Below are 25,625 nucleotides of genomic sequence, written 5' to 3' on the forward strand. Positions count from 1 at the left end.
ATCTGTCCTGGACAGGACAAAGAACCGTCGCGGCGCCGGCCGTGATGCCGAGGAACAGACGTGACCGGGGAGCACACCATTCAGCACCACATCATCGACGACGAGCCCGAAAGGTCCCCGGAGGAGGAGAACCGGATCCTGCGCCAGGAACTCCGGTCCGTCCACGAGGAGCTGACCACACTGGCCGCAGAGCGCGACGCACTCGCGGCCCTCTGGGACGAACGCGATGCCCGTGCCGGACTCAAGGGCCGGGCGACCACAGCACGCCAGCAGCTGGGACGGCTGCGCCGCCGCCACCGTGAAGGAGAGGTCAATGCCCTCCAGGCCGGCCGGCAGCTGCTCCGGATCGGCTACGCCAGCACCCTGCAGGGACCGGTGGAATGGACTTCCCGGTTCAAAGAGGCCCGGAGCCGCGCCATCACCACCCGGTACGAGGGGGACAAGCCCCTCGAACGGGCCAAGAAGCCGGCGGCCTATCAGCAGGGACTGCTGTGGAAGGACGTGCTGGAGCCGTCCCGGCGCACGGATCCGGCATTCCTGAAGTCGGCTCGCTTCCTCGCCATCAAGACCGGAAACGTCAGCGAGGAGTTGAGGGTCGTGGCCGAGCTGGGGCCCGTGGACCACCAGATCCGGCTATCGATCCCGCAGGTCAATGGGAAGGCACGGGAACTGTCCGGATGGATCCCCCGCATACCCGGCCCGAGGACACCGATCAGACCGGTCTCCGACCGTCGGGTGATGCACCTCCTGAAGGAGTCCAGTCCTTACTTCTCCAATGGCTTCACCTCCCGAAGCCACCACAATCTCCTGGCCGAGCGGGAAGCGGGACTCGACCCGGTGGTGGTGACCGAGCTGGGATTCCCACGGTCGGTGACTGAAGACGAGTTCGCTCTCGTCGAGGAACTGGACGGGATCGCGCACCACCGGCTCGACACCGGGATCGATTACCGGAAAACCGCCTACGATCGATGGCTTGAAGACTTTGCATGGATTGCCTATCAGAAGGTGCGCGAGCTGCGGCCGGCGGTGATCCACGTCTCCTCCGGGCGCCGGGGCTTCGAAACCGCTCTGGTCGCCCTTGCCCTGCGCGAGAAGACCGGCATCCCGGTGGTCTACGAGGTCCGGTCTTTTTTCGAAACCACCTGGACCGATGAGGCAGAGGTCGAGGAGACATCAGAGGTATACCGGCGTAGGTACGGAGTCGAGACGATGTGCATGTTGGAGGCCGATGCCGTCCTAACGCTCGGTACTGCCATGCGGGAGGAGATCATGTCCCGCGGGGTCCCCGCCGAGCGTATCGACATCGTGCCCAACGGTGTTTCCCTGGCGCACTTCCACTCAGGACCACGGAATGCGGAATTGGCCGCCGGATACGGCATCAAGGGACCGACCTTCGGCTATGTCTCGAACATGGACCACCGCCGTGAAGGCCAGGAAGTGCTCATCCGGGCCGCTTCCATCCTGAAGGAGCGTGGCGTTGACGCGCAGTGCGTCCTCGTCGGCGGCGGGGGCCGGCTAGAGGGTCTCCGAAAACTCACCCAGCTCTACGACGTGGTCGATCGCGTGCTGTTCACCGGACCGGTGGACCATATGGACATCGCCGATCACTACGGTCTCATTGACGTCTTCGTGGTGCCCCGCATCCACGAGCGCGCCGCCGAGTACGTTACTCCGCTCAAGCCCTTCGAAGCCATGGCCATGGAGCGACCCGTCGTCGTCAGCGACCTGCCCGCGCTCATCGAGATCGTCGATGCCCCGCACCGGGGTAGGGTCTTCAAGGCTGCAGATGCGGCGGCTTTGGCCACCGTGATTCAGGGGTTGCTCTCGGACCAAGCTGAACGCCAGCAACTCGGCGCCGCGGGCCGGGCGTGGATCGAGGCTGAACGCCAGTGGAGCCACAACGGACAGCGATATCGGACAGTCTATGAGCGGGTAGTCCGACGTACCGCCGAAGACCGCGGGGACAAAGGCAACGAGCCCGGCGACCAGACCGCCGCCATTAGCATGGGAGCATAGTACGTGGAGCTGCAATTCAAGGGAATACTCCGTGATGAGGGATCGCCCGTCCACGAAGCCGTTGCCGCGGCGCGGTTTTACACCGTCCGCGACAACGACGAGCCATGGATCTACGGCTACGGGCCGGTGGTTCGGGGGAACCCCTACCAGTCGCTGACCTACCGAGCCTTTGGCGATCACGGTCTGGCACTCGTCCCGGTGACCGATCCATGGGACTTCGGCTCACTTATTCACCTTCGCGGCCAGGCCCGCGGAATCATCTATCACCTTCACTGGCTGTCCTTCGTACATCAGGGCGCCGCATCACCGCGCAAGGCAGCCGAGCTGACCAATCGCTTCATGGCCGAGGTCCGAGCCTTCCGTGCCGCAGGCGGAAAGGTGATCTGGACCGTGCACAACATGGTGAGCCATGAGGCGCGGTTCCTGGAAGAGGAGCTTCGGCTGCAACAGGCCGTCGCGAATGAGGTCGACCTCATCCACGTCATGAGCGAAGACACGCCCGAACTTGTCCGTGAAACCCTTCAATTACCGCTGGACAAGGTCTTTCACGTCTCGCACCCTTCCTACCTTGGTGCCTATGAGGACTACCTGCCGGCCGACCACGCGAGACTCATGCTGGGGATCGAACCGGACGAGACTGTATATGTGGCCCTTGGTGCGATCAAGGCCTACAAGGGCGTCGAGCGACTCCTCCAGGCCTTTAACTTGCTTCTGGACCGTTCGGACCGACCCCGGCGGCTCATCATCGCCGGCGCGGCGGACAACGACCCAAGGTCCCTTGAACTCCGTCGGCAGCTTCGTATGCACCCTTATGTCCTCCTCCATGACCGGCGCGTAGCGGCAGACCACGTCCAGCGTCTCCTGCGCGCTGCTGACCTGATGGTATTGCCCCATGAACGGGCCCTGAACTCGGGAGGCGCCCTTCTGGGACCCTCCTTCGGCCTCCCGGTTGTCGCCAGCAGCGTCGGAGTCCTGCCGCGAATACTGCCTCCGGAGTTTACGGAATTCTTCCCAGGGGACAGCCCGAAGGACGTTTCCGACGCCCTGGAACGCGCGGACCGGCTCGTTACCGTCGAGGCCCGTATCGCCGCCCGTTCGTTCGCCGAAGAACTCCACAGCGACGTCGTGTCAGCACAACTGGCGCAAGCAGTGCGGGATCGGCTTGGCCTTGACCACCACGAACCGGTCTGACGTGGCCCGACGCCTTCGCAACGTACCTTGGGATGGGTCCACGAGGCATCGCCCAAAGGTCGGCCTCATCGGGTTCTTCGGGTGGGGAAACTACGGAGACGAGCTGTTCCTGCAATTATGGCGCCGCGAGCTGTCCCCGTATTTCGACGTCGCTCCGGTTCACGAACTCCTCATACCGCCCTATGTGGTGGAGGACAGCGAGACGGTGGCCGCACGTCATGACGCCTTCGTCATCGGCGGCGGCGACCTCGTGATTCCCAATGGCGTGTCCGGCCTCTACTGGAAGCCAGAATGGCTCACCCGAAAGGTCTACATCGTCGGAGTGGGTGTTGCCACGTGGGGCCACCGGCACCTGCCCGAGGTCATTGAGGAGATGGCGGCCTTCTTTCGTCACCCGAACATCCAGTACATCAGTGCCCGCGATGAGCCCTCTGCCGAGTGGATTCGCACCCATCTCCGACCGTTGGTTCCCGTACTGGTGCATCCAGATCTCGTCTTCTGCCTCGATTTGCCTCCAGCCAGGGCGACGTCGTCACCAAACGGGAAGCGGCGGCTGGGCATCAGCGTGAGGCAAGGGCTGTACAACCGGAACAATGACTACGCAGCCCTGGACCGTTTCGTGGCAGACGCCCGGCAGGAGGGCTATGCGATCAGCCTGATCGAGCTGGCCAGCGGCCGCCAGCGACGCCGCGATGCCCGCGCCGTCCAGCAGCTGCCGTTCACTCCCGACGAGGTGATCGGTGGCTCCGATCTGGACACGGTTTCGGCCGCCATCGGCGGCCTCGACGCTCTGGTCAGCATGAAGTACCACGGACTGGTGGTGGCTCTCCGGTATGGCGTACCGGCCCTGGCACTGACCCCGAACGCCAAAAACGTCAATCTGATGAATTCCATTGATCGGATGGACCTCGTGGGTGACATGGAAGGCGACATGGACCTGAGCCTGAAACTGGGCCGTCTGCGGGTACCAGTGGCCCGGGGGCGGGTCGACGCCCTAGGTCACGAGGCCCGGACGGCGTTGGATGCGCTCGTGCGCCAAATGCGGATCCAGCTGGATCCGATCCGGCTGGCGCCCCGGAGCGTACGCGAGTCCCGGCAATTTCTGCGTGAGGTCCTTCCCGACGCCGTCCGGTTGGCCCGCTCCCGGCGGCGCCGCGAGAAAGTCAGCGTGGAAGCCGACCGGGTCAATGAAGGGTCCGACGAGAATGCCGTGAGAGAATCATCGGTGGACCATCGCAATTCATGAGGAAGTTTGAGTCACCATATGTCGAAGACCGGGGGCACATTGCAGCGCCTTGAGAAGACCGCTTACCTTGGGGGGCTGGTCCTACTGGGCCTGCTCGGCCTTGCCGCAGCAGTCCTGGCGTTACTGTCGCTTTGGTCGGGCGCCGTGGCCTGCCTCAGCGTGGCGGTGGCTCTGCTCGCCCCGCTTCAGATAGTCCAGTCCCGTCGGCAGCTTCGCGCGACCAAAACCGCCCTCCGCCAGACCGCTCGCTCCGTTCCTACGCGATCAAGTCCATCGGCTCCGGCGCAGGATAACCGCGAGGTGGTGGCACTGTTGTCCCGTAACAACCGTCACTTGGTGTCTCTCGGCGAACGCCTGGAAGGGCTGGGCACCGGCTCCGGGGACGGTTCCCTGGACCATGACCGGCTGGCGGCAGAAGTTGCCGCTACGCGTGCTGAGCTCGCTGGGCTGCGTGCCGAGCAGGAATCTTTAAGATCTTCGCTGGACGGTGGCCTGTCGGCCGTCCGGGCCGACCTTGGGGCCCTGACCCAATTGGCGCCGAGAGGGAAGTAGTCCACGCGCTGATGCAGGAATACTCCGGTCCCCTTCCCGACACCCCACCAGCGACGATGCTTCTTCCTCTCCTTGGTCCGCCTTCAGTGGTGGCCGGCTTTGCGGACGCTGTCGTGACAGCTGGAGCGGACGACATCTCAGACCCGGCGTTGCTGGACCATGTCCTGTGGCCCCAGGAGATCCTGGACGAGGTGCCGTCGTTGGCCGACCAACGCACTGAGGTGCGGCGTCTCAGCCAAATCATCACGCTGTCGGATCGAGGTCTGCGTGTGGACCTGAGACCCTCGCCGGATGTCGACGTCTCCGTCGAGTCGGTCTTCCCGACGCCTGCCACATCAGTCTCCGTCCATCCGGCGGGGGTGCATTTCGCCGGTCATTCCGCGGCAGACGATGCACGGCGTTATCTTCAGTTCCTCGACGAATGGGCGACTATCCGCAACGGGCGGCCACCGGCGGTCGTCCGGTTGGCGAATCTGGTTGCGGAGGACGTGTACCGCGGCCTTGCGGAGGCCGCTTCGGGGAATATGGAATATCGGCGCGACCTCATGGACCGGCTGGCCGTTTCCGGACGCGCCGCCGATATTCGCTGGGACCGTTTCCGGACCGGCGCCAGCGGTCTGGCGATCCTCTATAACTTTGCGCCATTTGCCGACACCGGGTCCACAGTCGCCTCCAAGCGGCTGCGGGACTTCGCCCGGACCATGGACGTCATCTCGTGCTCCTGGGTCAACCACAAGAAGGTCGACCCGACGGTCGGTATCATTTCCCGTCCCTACATCGGCCGTCAGAGTTATCTAGACCTGCGGCCCTCCTGGGCGTCCTGGGAAGCCTACGAGGAATTCTGCCGCGAGGGCATGGACCAGATTGCGTCCTGGAAGGCCGAAGGGCAGAACTACGATTTCCTATACAGCCGGGCGAACTGGGCGTCCTCGCACTACCTGGCAACTGCCTACAAGCAGCAAAACCCCGACATCGAGTGGGTGGCCGAGTTCTCAGATCCCCTTTCCCTTGACGTCGAGGGTAACCGACGCGGTGATGCCCTGGACCGAAACAACGCCTTCCTCGCCGACCTCGTGGCCCCAGTGGAGGCGGAGTATGGACGGATCCCAGACGACCACTTCACCATTTTCGGACTCGCGGAGATCCTGCCCTATGCGTTGGCGGAGACGGTCCTGTTCACGAACGAGCACCAAATGGCATCCATGCTCGAACACGTCTACAGTCCCGCCTTGGTGGAGCGGGTCCGACGCCATGCCGAGGTTTCCAACCACCCGACCCTGCCACCGGTCTACTATTCGGCCCGAACCGTGGACTACAAGGTGGATCCGACCAAACTGAACCTGGCCTACTTCGGTGAGTTCTACGCCACCAGGGGCATCACGGACCTGACCGTTGCCCTCAAGATGCTGTCACCCGAGATGCGCGACCATGTGCACCTGCACGTCTTCACGAACTTCGTACCCGAGGGAGGACTGGCGTCCAAACCGGCGGGATTCTCCCAGAAGTCGTTCAAAGCGCTGGTCAAACGCGCCCAGGACGGTGTGGGTGCTCACGGCATCGAGCACCTGGTGACCTTCAATGCCTCGTTGCCGTTCCTCGAGTTTCTGGGGGTCACGGCCGCGTTCGACTATCTGATAGTGAACGACGCGCACTCGGGCCCCGACCACCAGGTCAATCCGTTTCTCCCCTCGAAGTGGAGCGACTATGCGGGGTCGGAGGCCGCCGCATGGGCCCTGGTGGAGGACGGAAGCATCCTGAGTGGCAAACCGGCCCGGGTGAAGACCCCGGTCGGCGACCCCAATGCGGCCCGGGAGATGCTGTGGAAATTGATTGAGGACAAAAAGAACAGGGTGGAAGGCCGAATCGATGACTGAGCCCGTACCGGGGGATGTCCGCCCCTTGCTGGAACAATTGGGGCGTGCCGGTACCCCGTCCGTCAACACCACCGCGTATGAGGTGGACCTGGTGGCCATGGCCGGCTTCGACCGCGTGGTGCCGAGCGACGACGGCGAAACGCGAGACCCATTGCTCGTGGTGGGCAGCAGGGAGCTGTTGCGACGCATCCGGAGACATCATCCGATTGTCGTTGCGGCGCCCGGGATGACCGCGGCCCAGCAGGAGAGCCATGGGTTCCTGCGCACCGTGATCGACGCGGCCGCCATGCTCACCGGGCCGTGGGCCGGGGCGGAATCAGGACCCCGACGGTACCTTGCTGACGAACTCAAGGCCCTGGTCCTGGCCAATCACGAGTCTCGGGTGACCACCTACGTGATCCCTGACGTTCCCGGGCTGGGGCGGCCGGAAGCCGTGGCCAGGTTGATCGACGGTGCCACGTTCATCGTGACGTCCACCACAGCGGACCCGGACACGGAGGGCAGCCCCCGGTCGCAGCTGCTGGCGACGATGATGGATTACGCGAATCGTGGAGGACAGGACTAGATGGTGCAGGCCAACCCGTTCAAGGACCGACTGCTGGTATGGGCGGTTCCCGGTCGGGACGACTCCGCGGAACCCGTGGAGGCGCCCTACTGGGTGGATCAGGCCGCCTCCGCGATGCGGGAGGCCGGTGCCCGGGTGGACGTCGTCCCCGTGGAGACCAGGGCCATGTCAGTCCCGATGGTCGGCGCCCTGGCGACCGCCGAAGTGGTGCTGGCCACCAGCATGGCGGTCGGCCAGGTCCTCGTGGAGTCCGGCTTCGAACGGCACCGGCTGTGGACCTTCCTTCAGGGTGCCCCGGGTCGCCCTTTCGCCATCACGGAGTCCAACGAAGACGACATCCGAGCTGCAGTGTCGTCATCCCGCAAGGTGATCGTCTTCGACGAAGACGCCCGCAGCACGGTAGAGGGAGCCGTTTGGGACTCCGCCATGAACGTTCTCGTCTTCCCGATCGCGGGAAGGGGCCCGCTCCCGGAGTTTCGTGCCGCTGCAGGGGGACCGCCCGCACTTGTCATCCAACTGGAACTCACCGGACCGCTCGGCCTGGCTGCCATCCGAAGGCATGCCGATGCGATTCGGCCACGACGCGACCCGCAGCCGGTTTTCCTCGTTGGCGGTCCGGACCTGCAATCCACCTTGCGCACCCATCCGGTCCACCGTGAATTCGCTGCCATCCCCGGAGCCCGCGCCGTCCTCCCCGACGACCGGTCCCTGGCCGAGGCCTTGCATGGCGTACGGCCGCTGGGATTCGTGCCCGGCGAGGACTCCGGCAAGGGCCATCGCGTCGAAGCCATCCGGACCTGGTTCGAAGCCAGAGGCATCGAGCTCTTTGCCGAGCACGGCGTCTTGCCTGCCCTGCCGCGTTACGCTTCAACGCCGCGCTGGGGTGCCGGGACGCTGACGGCCGATCTGGACCGGGCGGACCGCGGAGCCGGCGGGCGGCAGACTGCTGACGACGTGCCGCCGCCGGCTGCTCCGGACACCGGGCCCGCTTCCGGTTTTGCCGGGGCCGTTGCGGAGCTTTTCGCCCCATATCTGCCGGACTATGCCGCGGTGCCCCGTCGGCCCGAAAAGCTCAAGGTGCTCCTGGTCGGAGCGGATTTCAAGTTCGCCGGGGATATGGTCGAAGCCCTATCCATGCGCGAAGACATCGATTTGCGGGTGGATCGTTGGGAATTCAACGGGAAGCCGCAACCGGAGGCCAGCCGCCCACTGCTGGACTGGGCCGAGGTGGTCCTGTGCGAATTCGCCAGCGCCAATGCGGTTTGGTACAGCCACAACGTGCTCCCGAACCAACGGCTCATTCTGCATTTGCACGGCTACGAACTTCGACAGCCGCCCATCCACGACATCGAGATCGGTGCCGTTGAGACGGTCGTGTTCGCCTCGGACTTCTATCGGCAGAAGGCCCTTGACATAACCGGATGGCCACGGGAACGTACTTCGGTGATTGCCAATACCGTCCAGTCGTCGGACCTGGCCCGGCCCAAGCTCCGCGATGCACGTTTTCATCTCGGCATGGCGGGTTTTATCCCCGAGCTCAAGCGCCCGGACCGCGCGCTTGACCTTCTCGAGGAACTCCTGGCACACGACGACCGATACACCCTGCACCTGCGCGGTCACCTGCCGTGGAACTACCCCTACGTGTGGAAGAATCTCGTCCGCCGGGAATCGTATCTGGCCTTCTTCGAGCGGCTGCAGCGTAATCCCGGGCTCCGGCAGGCCGTGGTGTTCGATTCTTTCGGACCGGACATGGGGAACTGGTTCCGCGGTATTGGCTGGATGCTCTCGACGAGCACCCGGGAAACCTTCCATCTGGCGCCGGCCGAGGGGATGGCTTCCGGCGCGGTGCCCGTGGTCTGGCGTCGCGAGGGCTCAGATGAGATCTTCCCTGAGCGGTGGAACGTGGACGATGCCGCGCAGGCCGCTGAGTTGATACTCAACGCCAACGAGGATCCCGCCCGCTACGACGTGCACGGGTTTGAGGCCGCGTCGTTCGCGCGTCGCTACGATGCACGTACGGTGGTGCACGATTGGTTGAACCGGGTACTGGGGCCCACCGAAGCCTCTGGACGCTCCGGGCCAGCGGCCCAACTGGTGGAGGTGGACCCCTCGACGGGCCTCACAGGGACATGGGCCGAGGCCGAAACTTTGGTGGCAGCGGACCAGCACGTCCGTGCCCAGGCACTCATTGATCCGACCGTGGACCACCCATGGCAGCAGACATCACGGCAGCGACGGCTCGCCGGCGAGGTCTTTGGTGTTCCGGCCCTGCGCCAACGCGTGCATCACCTTCTGAGCCGTCGTGTATACCCGCCCCTGCGCCCGGGTGGAGTATCCGCACTGGTGGTGTATGGACCAGGTCTTTCAGCTAGGGACGCCGTCAGCGCCCTTGCCGTCGGCCCGCTGTCCACGATCCACTTGCCTGCGGCCTGGGATCAGGCGAATTCCGTACTCGATGCCTGGGTGGACCGGATCAGCCGGCGTGCGCTACAGGACGGTGCGGGGTCAGTACACGCGGTTGGCGATGAACTCACGGCCGTCGCGGTGGAGGTGGCCGCTCAACGGCTGGGACTGCAGTCCACATGGGATGTCACCGAGAGGTCCGGTGCGGCCGACCGCATTGCGGCCGCGGCGGCCGACCCCTATCGCGCCTCCGACCGTGGCATTCTGTCCCTGATGGCAGCCCGCCATGCCGGGGTGGTCCACGGGGCGCAGACCCAGGGCCTGGACGTCAGATCGCCCATCGAGGACAGAATCGCGCGCCCCCTGCTGATGCGGAGGCCGGTGGTCGGCCTCATCGGCGGCAACCTCGACCTGACGCCCTTGGCCAGGCCCTTGCGTGGGGTTAAACTGGACCGTCAGTCGTCTCTGCTGCGGATCCGCGAGGGACTTGACGCCCTCGTGATCAGCGGCCGCGCGGCCAGGCATGCGGAATGGAACACGATTGTGTCCGGTTCGGATACGGTCCTCGACCTGGCCATCACGGAGGCTCGGCGCTACAACGTCCCGATTGGGTTCCTCGACGACGATTCGGCCGACCTGGAACCAGTGTTGCGTTATGCGCGACGGGTTGATGTGGTCCTCGCCCCTGGGGCGGAGGACGTGGACAGGCTGCATGATCGACGGATCGTCCCGACCCAGGTGGCCAGCGCCTTGCCGAAGGCGCAGCCCGATGGCGTCGGACCGGCGTCGTCGCTTCTGAACAGAGCCGAAGCGCTCGAATTGATCTTTCGAATGTTGCGCATCAACCAGCAGCTCCCATCCTGAGGGAGATCGGACCCGGCAGGGGACGATCGTGGCCAGCGGCAGTTTCTTGTGATTCGCCCCGGCCCCTTGTGTCCTGGTCCGGACGGGTGGTGTGCGTGGCGTGCTGACGAGCTCGGGCGATATTCGCATCGACCGAGACGGACCAGTCGATCTGTCCGGCCGCATCCGCCTCGGCCGGCACGTGGGCCAGAACTCCGTCCCACGTGCCATCCTGCGGCGTAGCGGCGGTGCCGCTTCCACACCGGTCTGCCGGGGGCCGAACTGTTCCGGGGCAGGTCCCGCCACGGGATCCCGGTCCGGTACCGTTACGCGATCCCGTTGACCTCACGCCACCAGCCTGCCTCGCGCCTCATCGCAGATATGGGAGACACGCCCTAGACGGTATGTAGTGACCCGTCCGGCGTGGAGGGGTTGCGGGCCGGGGCCTCGCTCACAGAGATTCGTGGGTTACCGGACAAGAAGCCCCTTGCCCGGCCTTGCCGACAGTTGTGGGAGGCCCCGGTGTTTACCGAGCGTACGAGTGTCGGGCTCGATGTGCACGCACGATCCGTCGCCGCGGCGGCGATCGATGGCGTCACGGGAGAGCTCATCCAGACCAGACTGACCCCGTCACATGAGCACATCCTGTCCTGGCTGGGCGATCTGCCTGGCCCGGTGGCGGTGGCCTACGAGGCCGGCCCCACCGGATTCGGCCTGTACCGGGCCCTGACCGAGGCCGGGATCCGGTGTGAGGTCGTGGCCCCGTCCAAGCTCCAGCGGCCGGCCGGAGACCGGATCAAGACCGATGCGAAGGACGCGGTGCACCTGGCCAGGCTGCTGCGCCTGGACGAGGTGACCTCGGTGGCGGTGCCCTCCGCGGATCAGGAGTCAGCCCGGGACTTGGTCCGGGCTCGGGAAGACTGCCGGGGCGATTTGATGCGGGCCCGGCACCGGCTCTCGAAGCTGCTGCTGCGCCAGGGCCTGGTCTATAACGGCGGCCAGGCCTGGACCGGTGCCCACCACACGTGGCTGGTGCACGAGGCCCGGCCTCGGCTGACACAGCGGCCGACCCTGATGGCGTTCGAATCCGACTACGAGACCGTGATGGCCACTCTGGCCCGCCGTGACCGGCTCGATGCGGCCATCGGGGCCATGGCCGCGGACTCGGAGTTCACGGATGTGGTGCGCTGGCTGGGGTGCTTGCGCGGGGTCTCTACCCTGACCGGGTTCGGTCTTGCGGTGGAGATCGGTGACTGGCATCGGTTCACCGGCAACACCATCGGTTCCTTCGTTGGACTGGTCCCCTCGGAACACTCATCTGGTGCCTCCCGGGCCCAGGGGCCGATCACGAAAGCCGGTAACACCCACGCCCGTCGCCTGCTGGTCGAGGCCGCCTGGCACCACCGCCCCCAATACCGGATCGGCAAAACCATGCAGGACCGATGGAATCTCGCCCCGGCCCAGGCCCGGCTCCGTGGTGATGCCGGCAACCGGCGCCTACATCAGCGCTGGGTCCGGTTCCTTCAGCGCAATAAGCGGGGCACCGTGGCTAATGTGGCCATCGCCCGGGAACTGGCCGGCGGGTGCTGGTCTCTGGCCGTGATGCAGGAGTAACACCCCATAGACCGCTTCGTCCTGCGACGATGGATGGTGGCAGCGCGAGGAGCGACCCGCGAGACAACTATGGGCAACCGGACGCCATGCCCGGTGACGCCCGACTCTAGACACGCGGTCCTGCTCCTGCCGAACACCCCGTCTTGCGGTAGCCAACCCGCGCATATCAGTCTGACCGCGCGTCGACTGTCGACACGCTCACCAGACCGCCGCCAGGACGAAGCAAGAGGCGCCCGCCCCATGATCAGGGACGGGCGCCTCGCCCTGCTTCTTGACAGGAAACCACTACATATCAGATGTACCCAGCCATCACGTTGGTGACAGTCGGCTGATGGGCGGGGCCCGCCGAGTGCACTGTGGCCTCGTTCAGTGTTGTAGTGCTCCACCTTGCCGTTCTGCCATGGGCAGTGCGGTCGGATGAACTTGTGTCGGGCCCCGATCTCCGCGATCGCAGCGCGTACATCGGTCGAGCGCCGGTATGACCAGTGGTTGTCGGTGATGACTCGCTCGATGCTGGCGATGCCATGGACGGCGAAGTACGCCGCGGCACGCAGGATGAACGCCCCGCAGGTGGCGCCCTTCTCGTCGGGCAGCACTTCCGAGTAGGCCAGGCGGGAGTGGTCATCGACCATGGAGTGCACGAAGTCATAGCCGGACCGCGCCCTCTTCTGGGCCGAGGTCCTGCCCATCATGCGGCCATGGGCCCGCCAACCATCCCCGTCCGGGACCTTCCCGAGCTTCTTCACGTCCACGTGCACCAGCTCTCCCGGGCGGGCGCGTTCGTAGCGCACCACGGTGGTCTTCGAGGCCCGAATGGGCTCCCCGGTCATCGGGTCGCAGTCCCGCAGGTACGGCACCTGGTGCCGGACCAGGATGCGAGAGATCGTCCGGGCCGGCACCCCGGTCAGCCGGGCCAGCACCGCTGGTCCGGCCCGGTGCTCCCACCGGGCGGACACGACCCGATTCTCGGTCTGGCCGGGGGTCTTGGTCGGCATCGTGTGCGGCCTGGAGGACCGGTCTTGAAGGCCGACCTCGCCCTCGGTGGCATAGCGGCCGATCCACTTGTACACGCACTTGCGGGAAACCCCCATCGCGGCGGCGATATGCGGGGGTTTCCACCCGTCCTCGTGGCGCTGGATGATCAATCGGCGGCCATGGACGGTCAGCCGGGCATTACGGTGGGACACGGGAGCCTCCTGTGTGCTGGTGCAGCCTTCGACAAGCCACACCTCACCGGGAGGCTCCCCTCACGTTAACCCCGAAACACCGTCACCAACCTCATGGCCGGATACACCTAGAGGGTGAAGTCCTCGATCCGTTCCCCGACCCCGAGCAGTTGGGCGATGGCGGCTGCAGTGCGGCCGGCGGCACGGCCGTCTCCGTAGGGGTTGACGGCGTGGGCCATGGTCTCATAGGCCGTGCGGTTGGTCAGTAGGGCGGTGGTCTCTGCGACGAGCCGTTCCTCGTCGGTACCGATCAGCTTCACGGTCCCGGCTGTCACGGCTTCGGGGCGTTCCGTGTTCTCCCGCATGACGAGGACCGGCTTGCCGAGGGACGGTGCCTCCTCCTGTACTCCGCCGGAGTCGGACAGGACCACATCGGAAATGTTCATCAGGTGGGTGAACTCCCCGTAGGCCAGAGGCTCGGTGACCAGCACGTTGTCCAGACCCTGCAGTGCGGGCAGGACGGCCTCGCGCACCACCGGATTGCGGTGGGCCGGGAGCACGATGGTCAGTCCGGGGATGCCTTCGGCCAGGCGGGCCAGGGCGCGGCCGACGCCACGCATGGCATCGCCCTGGTTTTCGCGGCGGTGGGTGGTCACCAGTAGCACTTGGCCGGAACCGGAGGTCGTGCGCTCGGCCAGGTCCTGCAGGGCGGGGTCCGTGAAGGGCACCCGCTTCTCCACGGTCGTGAGCAAGGCGTCGATGACGGTGTTGCCCGTGACGACGATGTCATCTGGATTGACGTTTTCGGCCACGAGGTTGGCGCGGGACGTCGAGGTGGGGGCCAGGTGCAGGGAGGAGATCTGGGAGGTGATCTTGCGGTTCGCCTCCTCCGGGAAGGGGGAGAACAGGTTGTGCGAGCGCAGTCCGGCCTCGGCGTGGACGACCGGAACCCCCAGGTAGAAGGCGGCGATGGCGCCGGCCGTCGAGGTCGTCGTGTCGCCCTGGACTACCACGGCATCAGGCTTCTGCTCCTGGATCAGGGTGTCCAGCCCGGCGAGGGTGCGCCCCATGATTCCGTTGAGAGTCTGGTTCGGGAGCATGATGTTCAGATCGGCATCCGGAACGATGCCGAAAAGCTCATTGACCTGGTCGAGCATCTCACGGTGCTGGCCGGTGACGGTGGTGAAGCACTCGAACCGGTCGTCGTCCTGCAATGCCCGGACGATGGGGGCCATCTTGATGGCTTCGGGCCGTGTGCCGTAGATCGGCATGATCTTCTGGGGGGTCATGTAAAAGGGTCCTCGCGGTGGTTCTTCGGGTCACGTGGGGTTTGCCTCGATGCTACCGTCGGGACACCGGGTCGGCGTTCCGCAGCACACCGGCGACCCGCGTGCCGCCCGGGCAGCCGAACCGATGCGCCTATAATGATCGGCAGTAATAACGGCTCCGGCCCGCGTCCCATGGCGGCCGCCCGGACACCTGAAGCGAACTGGAGTAACTTTGTTGAACAGCACTGGGCGGGACGCCGTCGCGGACGGCGAACCGTCGGTCCCCGGTGCGCTTTCGGTGCACATGTCCGGCCTGAAGAGGGTCGGAGCCCGTCCAACACTGGGCAACTACCTGGCCCGGCTGTGGGGTGTGCGGCATTTCATCGCCTATGAAGCCAAGGTTTCCGTCGGCGTCGAGAACCGTGAGCATCTACTCGGCAACATCTGGCTCGTTTTGACCCCGCTGCTCAACGGTGCAACTTACTTCCTGATCTTCGGCCTGTTGCTGGGCACCTCCCGCGGCGTGGAGAATTTCCTTGCCTATCTCACGGTTGGCGTGTTCATGTTCACGTTCACCAGCCGGACAGTGATGCAGGGCGCGAATTCCCTGACGCGCAAGAACAACGTGGTCGAGGCGTTCAATTTCCCCCGCATCGCCTTGCCGGTGTCCTCGGTGCTCAAGGAGTCCTTGACCTACGGCATCACCCTGGTCACCATGCTCTTGCTGATCCTGGCCGTTCCGCCGTTGGAGGTCATCTCCTGGCGGTGGCTGCTATTGATCCCCACGGTGCTCCTGCAGTTGGTGCTCATCATGGGACTCGTGCTGTTGTTCGCCCGGATCGTGTCCAAGGTCCGCGACTTCTCGCAGATCCTGACGTTTGCCCTGCGTGTCTGGATGTATGGGTCCGGGGTCTTCTACTCGTTCGAGAGCATTATTAGCCACCCCGGAGTCCTGGCCGTCCTGCAGTTCAATCCCATGCACCAGGTCCTGGACATTTCCCGCAAGTCCCTGCTGTACGGGGTCACCCCCGGCTGGGATCAGTGGCTGATCCTCGCGGGTTGGGCCGTGGGGCTGTTCGTGGTGGGATTGCTCGCCTTCTGGCGCGCTGATGAATCGCTCGGCAGGGACGCCAGCAGATGACCGCCGCCGCACATCACGGGTCTCGGGACCCGGAGCAGGAGGAGTACGTGTCCGAGCAGCTCGACCTGGACGAGGCGGAAGCCGGTCCGGACGGGGGGGCCGCCCCGGGGAACTCCGAGCCGACAATCGACCGGACTAACCGTCCCGCCTTGGTCCTGGACCGGATCTCCATGACCTACAAGGTGCCCTCAACCCGCGACGAGGTCGCCGAGCACCTGCCCTGGTACAAGAGGGCAGTCTACGGCGTGGTCCGCCGGCAGCCTCGGGTCTCGGTCCGGGCGTTGCGGCAACTGACGATCGCGGTGGGACAGGGGGAATCCCTCGGAGTGGTGGGCCGCAACGGCTCCGGCAAGTCGACGTTGTCTAAGATCATCTCCGGCAAGCTGATGCCCACCACCGGCGAGGTCTGGTCCAGCGGAACGCCCATGATGCTCGGGGTCAACGCTGCTCTCGTCTCCGCCATCTCCGGGCGGCAGAACATCATCCTGGGCTGCTTGGCCTTGGGCATGTCGCGGGCGGAAATCGACCAGCGGCTGCCTGAAATCGAGGAATCCACCGGACTGGGCACGTCGATCCACCTGCCCATCGACACCTACTCCTCGGGCATGAGCGCCCGGTTGCGCTTTGCCATTGCCACGAGCCGGGACCCCGAGGTGCTCGTCATCGACGAGGCGCTCAACGTCGGTGACGCGCAGTTCAAAGAGCGCTCGCACGCCCGGATGAGGGAATTGCGTGAAAGTGCGGGTTGCGTGGTGTTGGTGAGCCATAACCGCAAGACCATCTCCGACAGCTGCTCCCGGGTGCTGTGGCTGGACCGCGGCGTCCCAATGGCCGACGGTGACCCGGAGGAAGTCCTAGAGGGCTATGCCCGCTACAATTTCCTGCTGGCGAAGCAGCGTCTCCAGGAGGCGGAAGCGCATCTCGAGTCGTTCCGTTCGACCTACCGGCCGATGCCCATTCAGCGGCTTCCCTGATGCGCCCCGTGGTCGTCTGACGAGGCTCCTCGCTCCCTGCGGGTGCTTGGGGAATATGCCCACGATGTGTTGGACGTACAGGGCCAGCACGACGGGGCAACGGATCAGTCGGATCCGGAACGTCCGGACCTTCGGCGCCGGTGTAGCGCCTGGACGCTGCCACGACGGAGTCGGCGTGCCACTTTCCTCAGGACGGAACCGGAGAACCTGCGTGGCACGGTTACGGCAGCTTGAGCCGAGGTGGCCGACTGCTGCTGCGAGTGCCGCTGGGTTGCCGGACCGATCATCGGAGCCGTGGGCATGGGCCCATCCACGGTGGCTCCGGACAGCGGGAGGAACGTCATCAAGCGACCGAAGACCCCGGGCTGGTGAGCCAGGTGAGTGTCTGTGGTGAGCAAGAGCTTGGCCTGGTCGGTCAAGGAGCGATACCAGTCACCCAGACCGAGGTCGGCGGCGATCTGTGCCCCCTCGGCGACAAGGGGCGCGATCCCCTTGTGGCTGAACTCGACTCCTTGACCCCAGGATTCCGCCAGGGACAGGAAGGTCTCGGCCGTACCGTTGACCACGTCCGTCGGAGCGCCGTACGCGTCCGCCGTAGGTATCTCCGAATCGTCGAGAGGGCCGCCGGCGGCCCTCAAGATGGCGTCCCGGGTCTGTTCATCGATGTTCTTGGCTGCCTTGTCAAAGGGAATCGAGGACAGCTCCGGGTCCAGCAACGTAAGCAGTACCGCAGACATGTTGGTGTTGGGACGGGGCGCATTCTGCTTGGGGTCCCTGCGGAGTTCGGCCGGCATGGACTGCGGGGCGCCAGATGGCAAGTGTGCGAGACCGGTCAGGCCCCGTTGCATCAGTGGCGGGTGGCCGAGCAGGCTGGTGAGCGTGACCCTGCCGCCGTGCAAGGAATTGCGCAAGCCGATGAAGTGCCATTCGCTGGCATCCGGCGCCGCAGGATCGATGCCTACGGACTCCAGGAACTGCACGCCCAGCTGTCCGGCGACCGGACCGCAGGCCGTGTCGAAACGGTTCAGATCCTGGCGGACTTTCCAGAACGGCCGCCATCCGAAGGACGTCTTGTACACGCCGGCCCCGTGGCCGGTAAGGGTGAAGTGACCCGCGCCGCCGACCCGACCTGGGAATATATTGATCCTCTGGTGTATCCCGAGTGAACCGACCAGATAGGTGGCGAAAGGGTGGCGGTAGGGAATTACGGTCGGCTCCGGCGCCGCCGGGTTGCGCCCCACGGTGATTCCCAAGCGGTTGGCCAAGTCGTGGACCACCTCGTAATCGCGCTGGTCGGTACCGCCGCGGTTGGCGGTCGAGATGACGCTGACCTGCTGGTCGGGGTCGGCCCGGCGCATGGCGGCGAGCACTGCGCGGGAATCGGCGCCACCCGAGGCAGAAAGCCGCAGGGTAATTCCCGGCTGCGCGACGAAGGCCTTCATCGTGGAGGCCATGGCAACCGCAGCCTGCCGTACTCCATGACTCCAGGACCCAGAGGGGGCCCTGAATGCCTCCGGATACGGTGTCTGCTCGAAGCGTATCTCGCCGGCTCCTTCGCTCTGCAGCGGCACCACCACGTGGGTGGCGACGCTGGCCAATCGCACCTGGGAACAGACGGTTTGGGCATTCATGGGGTGTTCAGTGATGGCGCGGTCGATCCGCATGGCCAAGAGCGCTTCTGGAGATAGGGTCACCGGCAGTCCCAATGCGGACCGGAGCCGGACTAGCAGCTGCCACGAATCGGAGACCGCCGCCATCCCCGCCCCGGAGGTATACAGCAAAGGGAGCGTGCGGAAGAAGTCTGTGTGAACGCGCAGGTGTCCCGGTTGCCAGCGAACGGCGAGATGGGAGCCGTCCCACTCCTCACCGGGGGAAGAGGCAAACAACCCCGACGCGCGGATCGGGTCGCCGCCCGGATCTGTCTCAGCGGCCAGTGCCCTGGCACCGGCGACGCCAAAGACCACTTTCTCCCCGTGGGCAGATTGGGCATAGCCACGGAAGAGCGCTCCCCGATCCCCTTGGCCTGAGCGCCAGGCTCCGTTGTCACCGAACACGTCTGCAGCGGCCGACCGGGCTATGTGATGCAGGCGCGCTTCGGTACCCGGCAGGTCCACCACGAGGTGCTCGGGGGAGTGCTGGCCGGCAGAGAGTGAAGCCGCTCCCGGTTCTGCGGGCAAATGCGGGCTCAGCCAGGCGAGGAGACGGTTTTCCAAACGCCTGGGAAGAACGATGGTGAGATAGTTCGACACCCTATTACCATGCCATGACATCCCCCGCGTTGGGGCAACGGACGTTGGCTAGTCCGTCATTGAATTGCCCTCCAGCCCGGGCCTTCGGCTTGCGACGGCGGGTGACAGCAGGAGATGGCGCTGACGCTACCCGGTCTCCGATTGGCTGCTGAATCTCAGGCCTCCGGTGAGCGCAGTTCGACGGACGGCGGGGAATTCGAACAATCCGCTGAACCGGTCCCAATGTCGCGTGAGGAAGGCCGGGATACCGAACCCGACGATGAATAGCACGATGATCGCGGCCAAGGCGTTCCCCAATCGCCCGCCCGCCATAGGTCAGCCAGGACAATCAGCACGCTAGTGTGGACCACGTAGTAGACGATTGAATGCTGGCCCACCCTTTCGAAAAAGGCGAGTCTAGGTAGCCGTGAGCCGAGCCAGATAAGGGCCAGCAGACCCGGTACGGGAAGAACCACGGTCCAAGGAATGCTCCGGGCGACCACTAGAACGTCCGTGGCCGAACCGAAACCCACTGCGATGCCGACCAACCCGACGATGCCCGCCGCCCAGACCGGGGCGGACTGGATCCGAGGCAACCACCGGGACAGGGCTGCCCCCAGGAAGAAGAAGGGGCCAAAGAAGAAGATCTGGCGCAGCTCGGGCTCGCGGGTCCCCACGGCCACGAGGATGGCGACGAAGACGAGGGCCATCAGCCAGGAGGGGATCCACAGGGTGAGTGGGGCCACTAGGAAGCACGCCATGAGGACGACCAGGAACCACTGGTATGTGCCGTCAATCCAGGCACCGGGGTCCAGCATTCCCGCGACATTGCCGATGACCACGAAGTTGATGACGGACCAGAGTATGAGGGGCCAGAGGATCTTCCGTGCCTTGCCCGCCAGGTAGGTGCCCAGCGGTTTGGCGAGGGCACGGTGCAGCAACAGTCCGGACAACAACAGCAGCAGCGGCATGCGGTAGGGGTCAAAGAATCCGACGATCTCGTCCACGACGGGCACATGGTCGTGCCCGGAGAGGCCTTTGTACAGGGCCACCGAGTGGAACACCACGACCATAAGCATGGCCATGCCGCGGAAGGAATCCATCCACGTCATCCGGGAGGATACCTGGACTGAGGTGGACTGCATCGGCGGAGGAACTCCCCTGGTGTTCGGTCGGCCGTCACCGGAGGAGCCGGAATCTGGCTCCGGACCGGTGACCTTGGTCATGAGGTTACAGGCTAGAAATCCCGACGGGCGTCAGGGACATGGCCCCTCCGTGGCATCCCGAACCGTGCCCACGGCTTCGGCGGCGCCGGCAGGGGATAATGATTCGACGCCGACCCACCGGCCGGTGCCCGGCTGGCCGCATTCCGTCCCAGTCGGCATGGACCCAGACAGACATCGCAGGCATAGACAAGGACCATGTACCTCAAGACCCTGACCGCCCGTGGCTTCAAGTCATTCGCCTCGGCCACGACCTTCCATTTCGAGCCCGGCGTCACCGCCGTCGTCGGTCCCAACGGTTCGGGCAAATCGAACGTGGTGGATGCGCTGACGTGGGTGATGGGGGAGCAGGGTGCGAAGAACCTGCGCGGCGGCAAGATGGAGGACGTCATCTTCGCCGGCACCTCCGGGCGGGCCCCGCTGGGCCGCGCTCAGGTGTCCCTGACCATCGACAACGCCGACGGCGCCCTGCCGATCGAGTACTCGGAGGTCACCATCTCCCGCACGCTGTTCCGCAGCGGGGGATCGGAGTATGCCATCAACGGCAGCTCCTGCCGACTGCTGGACATCCAGGAGCTGCTGTCCGACTCCGGACTCGGCCGGGAGATGCACGTGATCGTGGGTCAGGGCCAGTTGGACCGGATCCTGCAGGCCAGTCCGGAGGAACGCCGCGGCTTCATCGAGGAGGCCTCGGGGGTGCTCAAGCACCGCCGGCGCAAGGAGCGCAGCGTCCGCAAACTCGAGTCGATGCGCACGAACCTGGACCGTGTCCGGGACCTCTCCGAGGAGGTGCGCCGTCAGCTGGGGCCGTTGTCCAAGCAGGCCAAGACCGCCCGCAAGGCGCAGCGGATCCAGTTCGACGTCCGTGATGCCCGGTCACGCCTGCTCGCGGACGACCTGTTCCGGCAGCAGGCGGCCCTGGAGCAGCTGGGTGCCGGAGACCAGGAGCTCGAGCAGGCTGTCGCCACCGCCGAGGGCGAGGTCGCCCGGGCCGAGGAGGCCGCTGCCGAGCTGGCCGCGGATGTCGCCACGGCCGGGCAGGCCTCCGCGGCAGCCCGTGACCACTGGTACCGGCTCTCGACCGTGGCCGAACGGTACCGTTCCCTGGGTGCCGTGGCCGCTGAGCGGGAACGCTCACGCAGTCAGCCGGTCCCGGCGCCGTCAGGCCCGGACCCGGACACGGCGCGGGACCTCGCCGACCGGGCCGGGACCGAGGCAGCCGAGGCCGAGACCGCCGTGGTGACGGCCCAGTCTGAGCTCGAGGGCGCCTCCACGGAGCGGCAGCGCGCCGAAGCCGCGGCCCGGGCGGCATCGGACACCTACACGCGTCTCCTGCAACAGGCCGCGGATCGGCGCCAAGCGGCCGCCGTCGCGGCGGGTCGCATCGAGGCCGCCAAGGCGACCGAGCAGTCCCTCCGGGCGCAGTGGGAGAAGGCCACGTCCCGGCTGACGGACAGTGAACGGGCCGCGCAGTCCCTGCGCGCCGAACTGGCGGACCACCAGAATCGTCTGGCCGGCTCGATTGATTCCGAGGAGGCACTCGACGCGACCTACGAAGCTGCCGCCGAGACTGCCGATCGGCTGCGCGAACGCCTGGCCCGACTCGACGAGGCGCTCGCCGCCGCAGAATCGGCCCACGGCGCCGCCCTGGCCCGGCGGGATGCCCTGGCCGAGGCCCTCCAGCCGGAGGCCGGCGCCGCCGTCACGGCTCTCGGGGACCTGGCCCCCACCGCCCTCGCCGAGGTCCTGACCGTGGACGGCGGCTGGGAGGCCGCCATCGCCGCCGCCCTCGGCGGACCTGCGGAGCAGCTCGTCCTCGACGGCCTCGCCCCAGCCGTCGAGGCGGCGGGTCGGCTGGCCGACGCCGGCGCAGCAGACGCGCGCCTGCTGTTCCCCTGGGTGCCCGGTTCGGAGGAAACAGCCATCACCGCCTCTGGCGCAGCTGGCCTCGGCCTCCCCGCGCCGGGGGAGGACCTCCCCGACGGGGCGACCGACGCGGGGTCCGTGGTCCGGATTCCCGAGGGCGAGACGGGGGCCGCCGGCGGCACCGCGGAACCGTCGAGCGCAGGTCACTCGATCGCAGAACACTCGATCGCGGACACCGTGCGGTCTCTGCTGGCCGGGACAGTGCTCGTGGAGGACCTGGCCACGGCCACCGCACTCCTGGACGGCGGACTGCTTCCGGCGCTCCATCGGGGTGTGCCGGTCCGTCTGGCCACCAGGGACGGGCACGTGGTGGGTCCGGGATGGGCGGATGGCCGAGGGGCCGGATCGGGCAGCCGGCTGGAGCGCCAGGCCGCGGCGGACCAGGCGGCCGGTGTGGCGGAGCAGGCCACCCATGAGGTCGAGCGGCTCCGGTTCCAGCGCTCCGGGCTGGCCCGGGAGGTCGAGGAGGCCATCGCCGCCGAGACCGCTGCACTCGAGGCCCTCGACGCCTCCGATGCCCGCTTCACGGCCGTCACCGAGGAGCTGGCCCGGCTCAACCAGCAGCTGGCCCATGCCGACGACGGTGTGGAACGCCAGCGTGCCGAGCTCACGGCCCTGCGGGACCGCCTCACGGAGGCGACGGCCGGCGTCGGACGGGCCGAGGAGGAAGCGCGGCGGGCCGAGACCGCCACCGCGGAACCGACCAGTGCGGAAGATTCGACCACGGACGCGTCGACTGAGGACACGGGGGCCGTTCCCGACCCGGAGGCGCGGGACACAGCGGAGGAGCAGGCCGGTCTCGCCCGGCACCGGGAGACCGAGGCCAGGCTGGCCCTGAGGGCCGCCGAGACCAGCCGGTCCCAGCTCGTCGCACGGGCCGAGCAGGCGCGCCGCCAGGTCTCGGCTGCCACCCTGGCCCACCAGGAGCGGGAGCGGGCCGAGCAGAAGCGACGGGCGTGGCTGACCCGGATCTCGGCGGTCTCGCAGGCACTGGCACAGGCCCTGGAACGTGTGCAGGACGCCGTGGCCCGCGCTGATCGGGACCGCACGGAACTGGACCGCCGCGGCGAGGAACTCGCGGCGCGTCGTCAACAGCTCCAGCGCACCGCGGACCACCACCGCTCGGCGGTGGCACAGGCCAAGGACCGGTTGCACGCGGCCAGGATGGCCCGGCAGGAACAGCAGCTCAAGTTGGACCAATTGCGGGACAGGTCCCTCGATGACCTCGGCATGACCGGGGACTACCTGATCGAGCACTTCGGCCCGCACCTGCCGGTCCCGCTGGCGCCCCCCGCGGAGCGGACCGAGGCCGACTCCGAGACCGAGGCCGACACCGAGACCCGCGCCGAGACGGGCCCTGAGCCCGAGACGGTGCCGTTCGACCGCGCCGAACAGCAGAAGCGGCTGCGCCGGGCCGAGCGTGAACTGTCCGCGCTGGGCCGGGTCAACCCGTTGGCGCTGGAGGAGTATGCCGCCGTGGAGGAACGGCACCGCTTCCTGTCCGGTCAGCTCGAGGACCTGGACTCCAGCCGACGGGACCTGCTGAAGATCATCCAGGACGTGGATGAGACGGTGCTGCGGGTGTTCTCCGCGGCGTTCGAGGACACCGCCGCCCAGTTCCAGCACGTCTTCGCCACCCTGTTCCCCGGTGGAGAGGGTCGGCTGTTCCTGACGGATCCGGACAACCTGCTCGAGTCCGGTATCGAGGTGGAGGCCCGGCCGGCGGGCAAGAAGGTCAAGCGGCTGTCCCTGCTGTCCGGCGGTGAACGCTCACTGGCCGCCGTCGCCATGCTCGTCGCGATCTTCAAGGCCCGGCCCAGCCCGTTCTACGTGATGGACGAGGTGGAGGCCGCCTTGGACGACACCAACCTCGGGCGGCTGCTGGAGATCTTCCGGGAGCTGCAGCAGGACAGCCAGCTGATCATCATCACCCACCAGAAGCGCACCATGGAGGTAGCGGACGCTCTCTACGGCGTCTCCATGCGCGGGGACGGCGTGAGCACCGTCATCAGCCAGCGTCTGGAGGCGCTGCGGGCCGCTCCGGCGGACTGACCTTCGGCAGGGCGCCCGTCCGAGGGCCACCCGGCGCCACCGGAAGATTGGTCTCCGGGGCGAAGGCCCACGAGATGGCGCCCACGGCCAGGATGCCGCCGGTGAGCAGGAAGGCCCAGCCGAAACCAGCCGAGTCCACCACCAGCCCGGCGATCAGCGGCCCGGAGATCGCCCCGAGGTCGGAGGCCATCTGGGCGGTGGACATCACGGGGCCGGCCTTGCGCTCCTGGCCCACGATGTCCGCCACGGCGGCCTGCTGTGGTGCGTTGAGTGTGCCCGTGCCGGCTCCGGCCACCACGCACAGGGCCAGGAACAGCCACGGATTGTCCATCCAGCCGATCACGGCGGTGCCTGCCGCGGCCACCAGCAGACCGATGATGATCAGGGGCTTGCGGCCGTGCACGTCGGACAACCGCGAGGAGAACGTGACCGCGGCGATGTTGCCGACCGCGAAGAGGGACAGGGCGGCACCGGCGATCTGCGGTCCGTCGAGCCAGAATCCGGTCCCCGTGAAGGCGGTGGCGGCCAGCAGCGGCGTCAGGGAGTTGCGCACGCCGAAGGTCGCCCAGCCATTGGCGAAGAAGGAGGTCAGCGCGGCGCGGAAGGCCGGCCGGTCCCAAGCCTCGGCCAGCCTCATGTCCGGCCGGGTGTCCGGCTTGCCGCGGTCGGCGAGCCGGGAGTCACGCAGCAGGAAGAACACCAGCCCGGCGGCGACGACCAGGGCCGTGCCGTAGATCAAAAAGGGCACGCGGTAGCCGAAGACCGCCAGCACCGAGCCGACCACCGGGCCGGCGATGTTGCCGATCAGGAACGCCGAGGCGTAGGCCCCGGAGACCCGGCCACGGATGCTCGGCGGTGCCTTCCGGGCCAGGAACGCCATCGCGGACACCGTGAACAGGGTGGAACCGATGCCCCCGAGCGCACGGAAGACCAACAGCTGCCAATAGTCCTGCGAGAACGCGATGAGGAACATGGACAGCGAGACGATCAGCACTCCGGCCATGTAGGCCGGGGTCTCGCCGAACCGGCTTGTCAGGCGACCGGAGAACGGGGCGAACAGCAGCCGGGTGAGCCCGAAGGCGGAGACCACGGCGGACACGGCCGTGGCGGAGGCGTTGAACGATTGGGCGTACTGGGGCAGGACGGGGGCGATGATGCCGAAGCCGATCGCGATGACGAAGGCGGCGGCGATGAGGACCTTGATCTCCCGGGGGATGGGAAGTCGCTCCCGCTCCTGCCCGGTGTTCCTCGTGCGCGCCATGGCCCCCATCTTGCCACCTGCGGCCGGCCCTGCCCGCCCTGTCCGCTACGGCCGCGACTGGCCACGGGGTACCATCGCGAGT

Annotated in this window: 15 protein-coding genes and 2 pseudogenes; 11 read left to right on the plus strand and 6 right to left on the minus strand. The window is 66.6% G+C overall.

Annotated features, from left to right (window positions below; genetic code table 11):
- Nucleotides 1-60: 60 nt before the first annotated feature.
- The 7 genes from BOSE125_RS04310 (at nt 61) to BOSE125_RS04340 (ending at nt 10,711) form a co-directional block, all read left to right on the plus strand.
- A complete protein-coding gene (locus tag BOSE125_RS04310) occupies nt 61-2,016 on the plus strand; it encodes a glycosyltransferase (protein WP_159550299.1) in 1,956 nt (651 codons plus the stop codon).
- A 3-nt stretch (nt 2,017-2,019) separates the two neighbouring features.
- Complete coding sequence (locus BOSE125_RS04315; RefSeq protein ID WP_159550302.1) at nt 2,020-3,207, plus strand: glycosyltransferase family 4 protein; 1,188 nt, start codon at nt 2,020-2,022, stop codon at nt 3,205-3,207.
- Nucleotides 3,185-4,453, plus strand: a complete 1,269-nt coding sequence (locus tag BOSE125_RS04320; protein WP_159550305.1) for a polysaccharide pyruvyl transferase family protein — start codon at nt 3,185-3,187, stop codon at nt 4,451-4,453. The genes BOSE125_RS04315 and BOSE125_RS04320 overlap by 23 nt, the downstream gene beginning before the upstream one ends.
- 312 nt (nt 4,454-4,765) lie before the next feature.
- Nucleotides 4,766-5,005: a hypothetical protein gene (locus tag BOSE125_RS04325; protein WP_159550308.1), complete on the plus strand. Its 240-nt coding sequence runs from the start codon at nt 4,766-4,768 to the stop codon at nt 5,003-5,005.
- A gap of 11 nt (nt 5,006-5,016) precedes the next feature.
- The gene (locus BOSE125_RS04330) at nt 5,017-6,879 is read left to right on the plus strand and encodes a hypothetical protein (RefSeq protein WP_159550311.1); all 1,863 of its coding nucleotides are present in this window, start codon (nt 5,017-5,019) and stop codon (nt 6,877-6,879) included.
- The gene (locus BOSE125_RS04335) at nt 6,872-7,444 is read left to right on the plus strand and encodes a hypothetical protein (protein WP_159550314.1); all 573 of its coding nucleotides are present in this window, start codon (nt 6,872-6,874) and stop codon (nt 7,442-7,444) included. Before BOSE125_RS04330 ends, BOSE125_RS04335 begins: the two co-directional genes overlap by 8 nt.
- Nucleotides 7,445-10,711, plus strand: coding sequence for a hypothetical protein (locus tag BOSE125_RS04340; RefSeq protein ID WP_159550317.1), 3,267 nt, complete (start codon nt 7,445-7,447; stop codon nt 10,709-10,711).
- Between the two features lie 39 nt (nt 10,712-10,750).
- On the opposite strand, the pseudogene BOSE125_RS17905 reads toward BOSE125_RS04340, so the two are convergent.
- Nucleotides 10,751-11,016: pseudogene (locus BOSE125_RS17905) on the minus strand (transposase); the annotation flags it as partial.
- A 196-nt stretch (nt 11,017-11,212) separates the two neighbouring features.
- On the opposite strand from BOSE125_RS17905, the gene BOSE125_RS04345 reads away from it, so the two are divergent.
- Complete coding sequence (locus BOSE125_RS04345; protein WP_159550320.1) at nt 11,213-12,304, plus strand: IS110 family transposase; 1,092 nt, start codon at nt 11,213-11,215, stop codon at nt 12,302-12,304.
- A 309-nt stretch (nt 12,305-12,613) separates the two neighbouring features.
- Here BOSE125_RS04345 and BOSE125_RS04350 read toward each other — a convergent pair.
- Together BOSE125_RS04350 and wecB are read right to left on the minus strand one after the other, a co-directional pair.
- Nucleotides 12,614-13,491: pseudogene (locus tag BOSE125_RS04350) on the minus strand (IS481 family transposase).
- Nucleotides 13,492-13,598: 107 nt separating this feature from the next.
- Nucleotides 13,599-14,759, minus strand: a complete 1,161-nt coding sequence (wecB, locus tag BOSE125_RS04355) for a non-hydrolyzing UDP-N-acetylglucosamine 2-epimerase (RefSeq protein WP_159550323.1) — start codon at nt 14,757-14,759, stop codon at nt 13,599-13,601.
- A gap of 214 nt (nt 14,760-14,973) precedes the next feature.
- Between wecB and BOSE125_RS04360 the strand changes: the two genes are divergently transcribed.
- Together BOSE125_RS04360 and BOSE125_RS04365 are read left to right on the plus strand one after the other, a co-directional pair.
- The gene (locus tag BOSE125_RS04360; protein WP_159550326.1) at nt 14,974-15,879 is read left to right on the plus strand and encodes an ABC transporter permease; all 906 of its coding nucleotides are present in this window, start codon (nt 14,974-14,976) and stop codon (nt 15,877-15,879) included.
- A complete protein-coding gene (locus BOSE125_RS04365; protein ID WP_159550329.1) occupies nt 15,876-16,853 on the plus strand; it encodes an ABC transporter ATP-binding protein in 978 nt (325 codons plus the stop codon). The genes BOSE125_RS04360 and BOSE125_RS04365 overlap by 4 nt, the downstream gene beginning before the upstream one ends.
- A 104-nt stretch (nt 16,854-16,957) precedes the next feature.
- Here the strand turns inward: BOSE125_RS04365 and BOSE125_RS04370 are convergent, their stop codons facing one another.
- Together BOSE125_RS04370 and BOSE125_RS04375 are read right to left on the minus strand one after the other, a co-directional pair.
- A complete protein-coding gene (locus BOSE125_RS04370) occupies nt 16,958-18,307 on the minus strand; it encodes a hypothetical protein (protein WP_159550332.1) in 1,350 nt (449 codons plus the stop codon).
- A gap of 950 nt (nt 18,308-19,257) precedes the next feature.
- Nucleotides 19,258-20,193: an acyltransferase gene (locus BOSE125_RS04375; RefSeq protein WP_159550335.1), complete on the minus strand. Its 936-nt coding sequence runs from the start codon at nt 20,191-20,193 to the stop codon at nt 19,258-19,260.
- Between the two features lie 309 nt (nt 20,194-20,502).
- On the opposite strand from BOSE125_RS04375, the gene BOSE125_RS04380 reads away from it, so the two are divergent.
- Nucleotides 20,503-24,282 carry an AAA family ATPase gene (locus tag BOSE125_RS04380; protein WP_159550338.1) on the plus strand — a complete coding sequence of 1,260 codons (3,780 nt, stop codon included), beginning with the start codon at nt 20,503-20,505 and terminating at the stop codon, nt 24,280-24,282.
- Here BOSE125_RS04380 and BOSE125_RS04385 read toward each other — a convergent pair.
- Nucleotides 24,239-25,543 carry an MFS transporter gene (locus BOSE125_RS04385; RefSeq protein ID WP_159550341.1) on the minus strand — a complete coding sequence of 435 codons (1,305 nt, stop codon included), beginning with the start codon at nt 25,541-25,543 and terminating at the stop codon, nt 24,239-24,241. The two genes, BOSE125_RS04380 and BOSE125_RS04385, sit on opposite strands and share 44 nt — an antisense overlap.
- Nucleotides 25,544-25,625: the final 82 nt, after the last annotated feature.

It is taken from the genome of Citricoccus sp. K5 (assembly GCF_902506195.1).
In the GTDB taxonomy this organism is placed as follows: Bacteria; Actinomycetota; Actinomycetes; order Actinomycetales; family Micrococcaceae; genus Citricoccus.

Coding starts and splice junctions, on each gene's coding strand:
- BOSE125_RS04340 (WP_159550317.1), top strand. CDS start 7,445: ATGGTGCAGGCCAACCCGTTCAAGGACCGACTGCTGGTATGGGCGGTT.
- wecB (WP_159550323.1), bottom strand. CDS start 14,759: ATGACCCCCCAGAAGATCATGCCGATCTACGGCACACGGCCCGAAGCC.
- BOSE125_RS04335 (WP_159550314.1), top strand. CDS start 6,872: ATGACTGAGCCCGTACCGGGGGATGTCCGCCCCTTGCTGGAACAATTG.
- BOSE125_RS04380 (WP_159550338.1), top strand. CDS start 20,503: ATGTACCTCAAGACCCTGACCGCCCGTGGCTTCAAGTCATTCGCCTCG.
- BOSE125_RS04375 (WP_159550335.1), bottom strand. CDS start 20,193: ATGACGTGGATGGATTCCTTCCGCGGCATGGCCATGCTTATGGTCGTG.
- BOSE125_RS04365 (WP_159550329.1), top strand. CDS start 15,876: ATGACCGCCGCCGCACATCACGGGTCTCGGGACCCGGAGCAGGAGGAG.
- BOSE125_RS04370 (WP_159550332.1), bottom strand. CDS start 18,307: ATGGCCTCCACGATGAAGGCCTTCGTCGCGCAGCCGGGAATTACCCTG.
- BOSE125_RS04385 (WP_159550341.1), bottom strand. CDS start 25,543: ATGGCGCGCACGAGGAACACCGGGCAGGAGCGGGAGCGACTTCCCATC.
- BOSE125_RS04330 (WP_159550311.1), top strand. CDS start 5,017: ATGCAGGAATACTCCGGTCCCCTTCCCGACACCCCACCAGCGACGATG.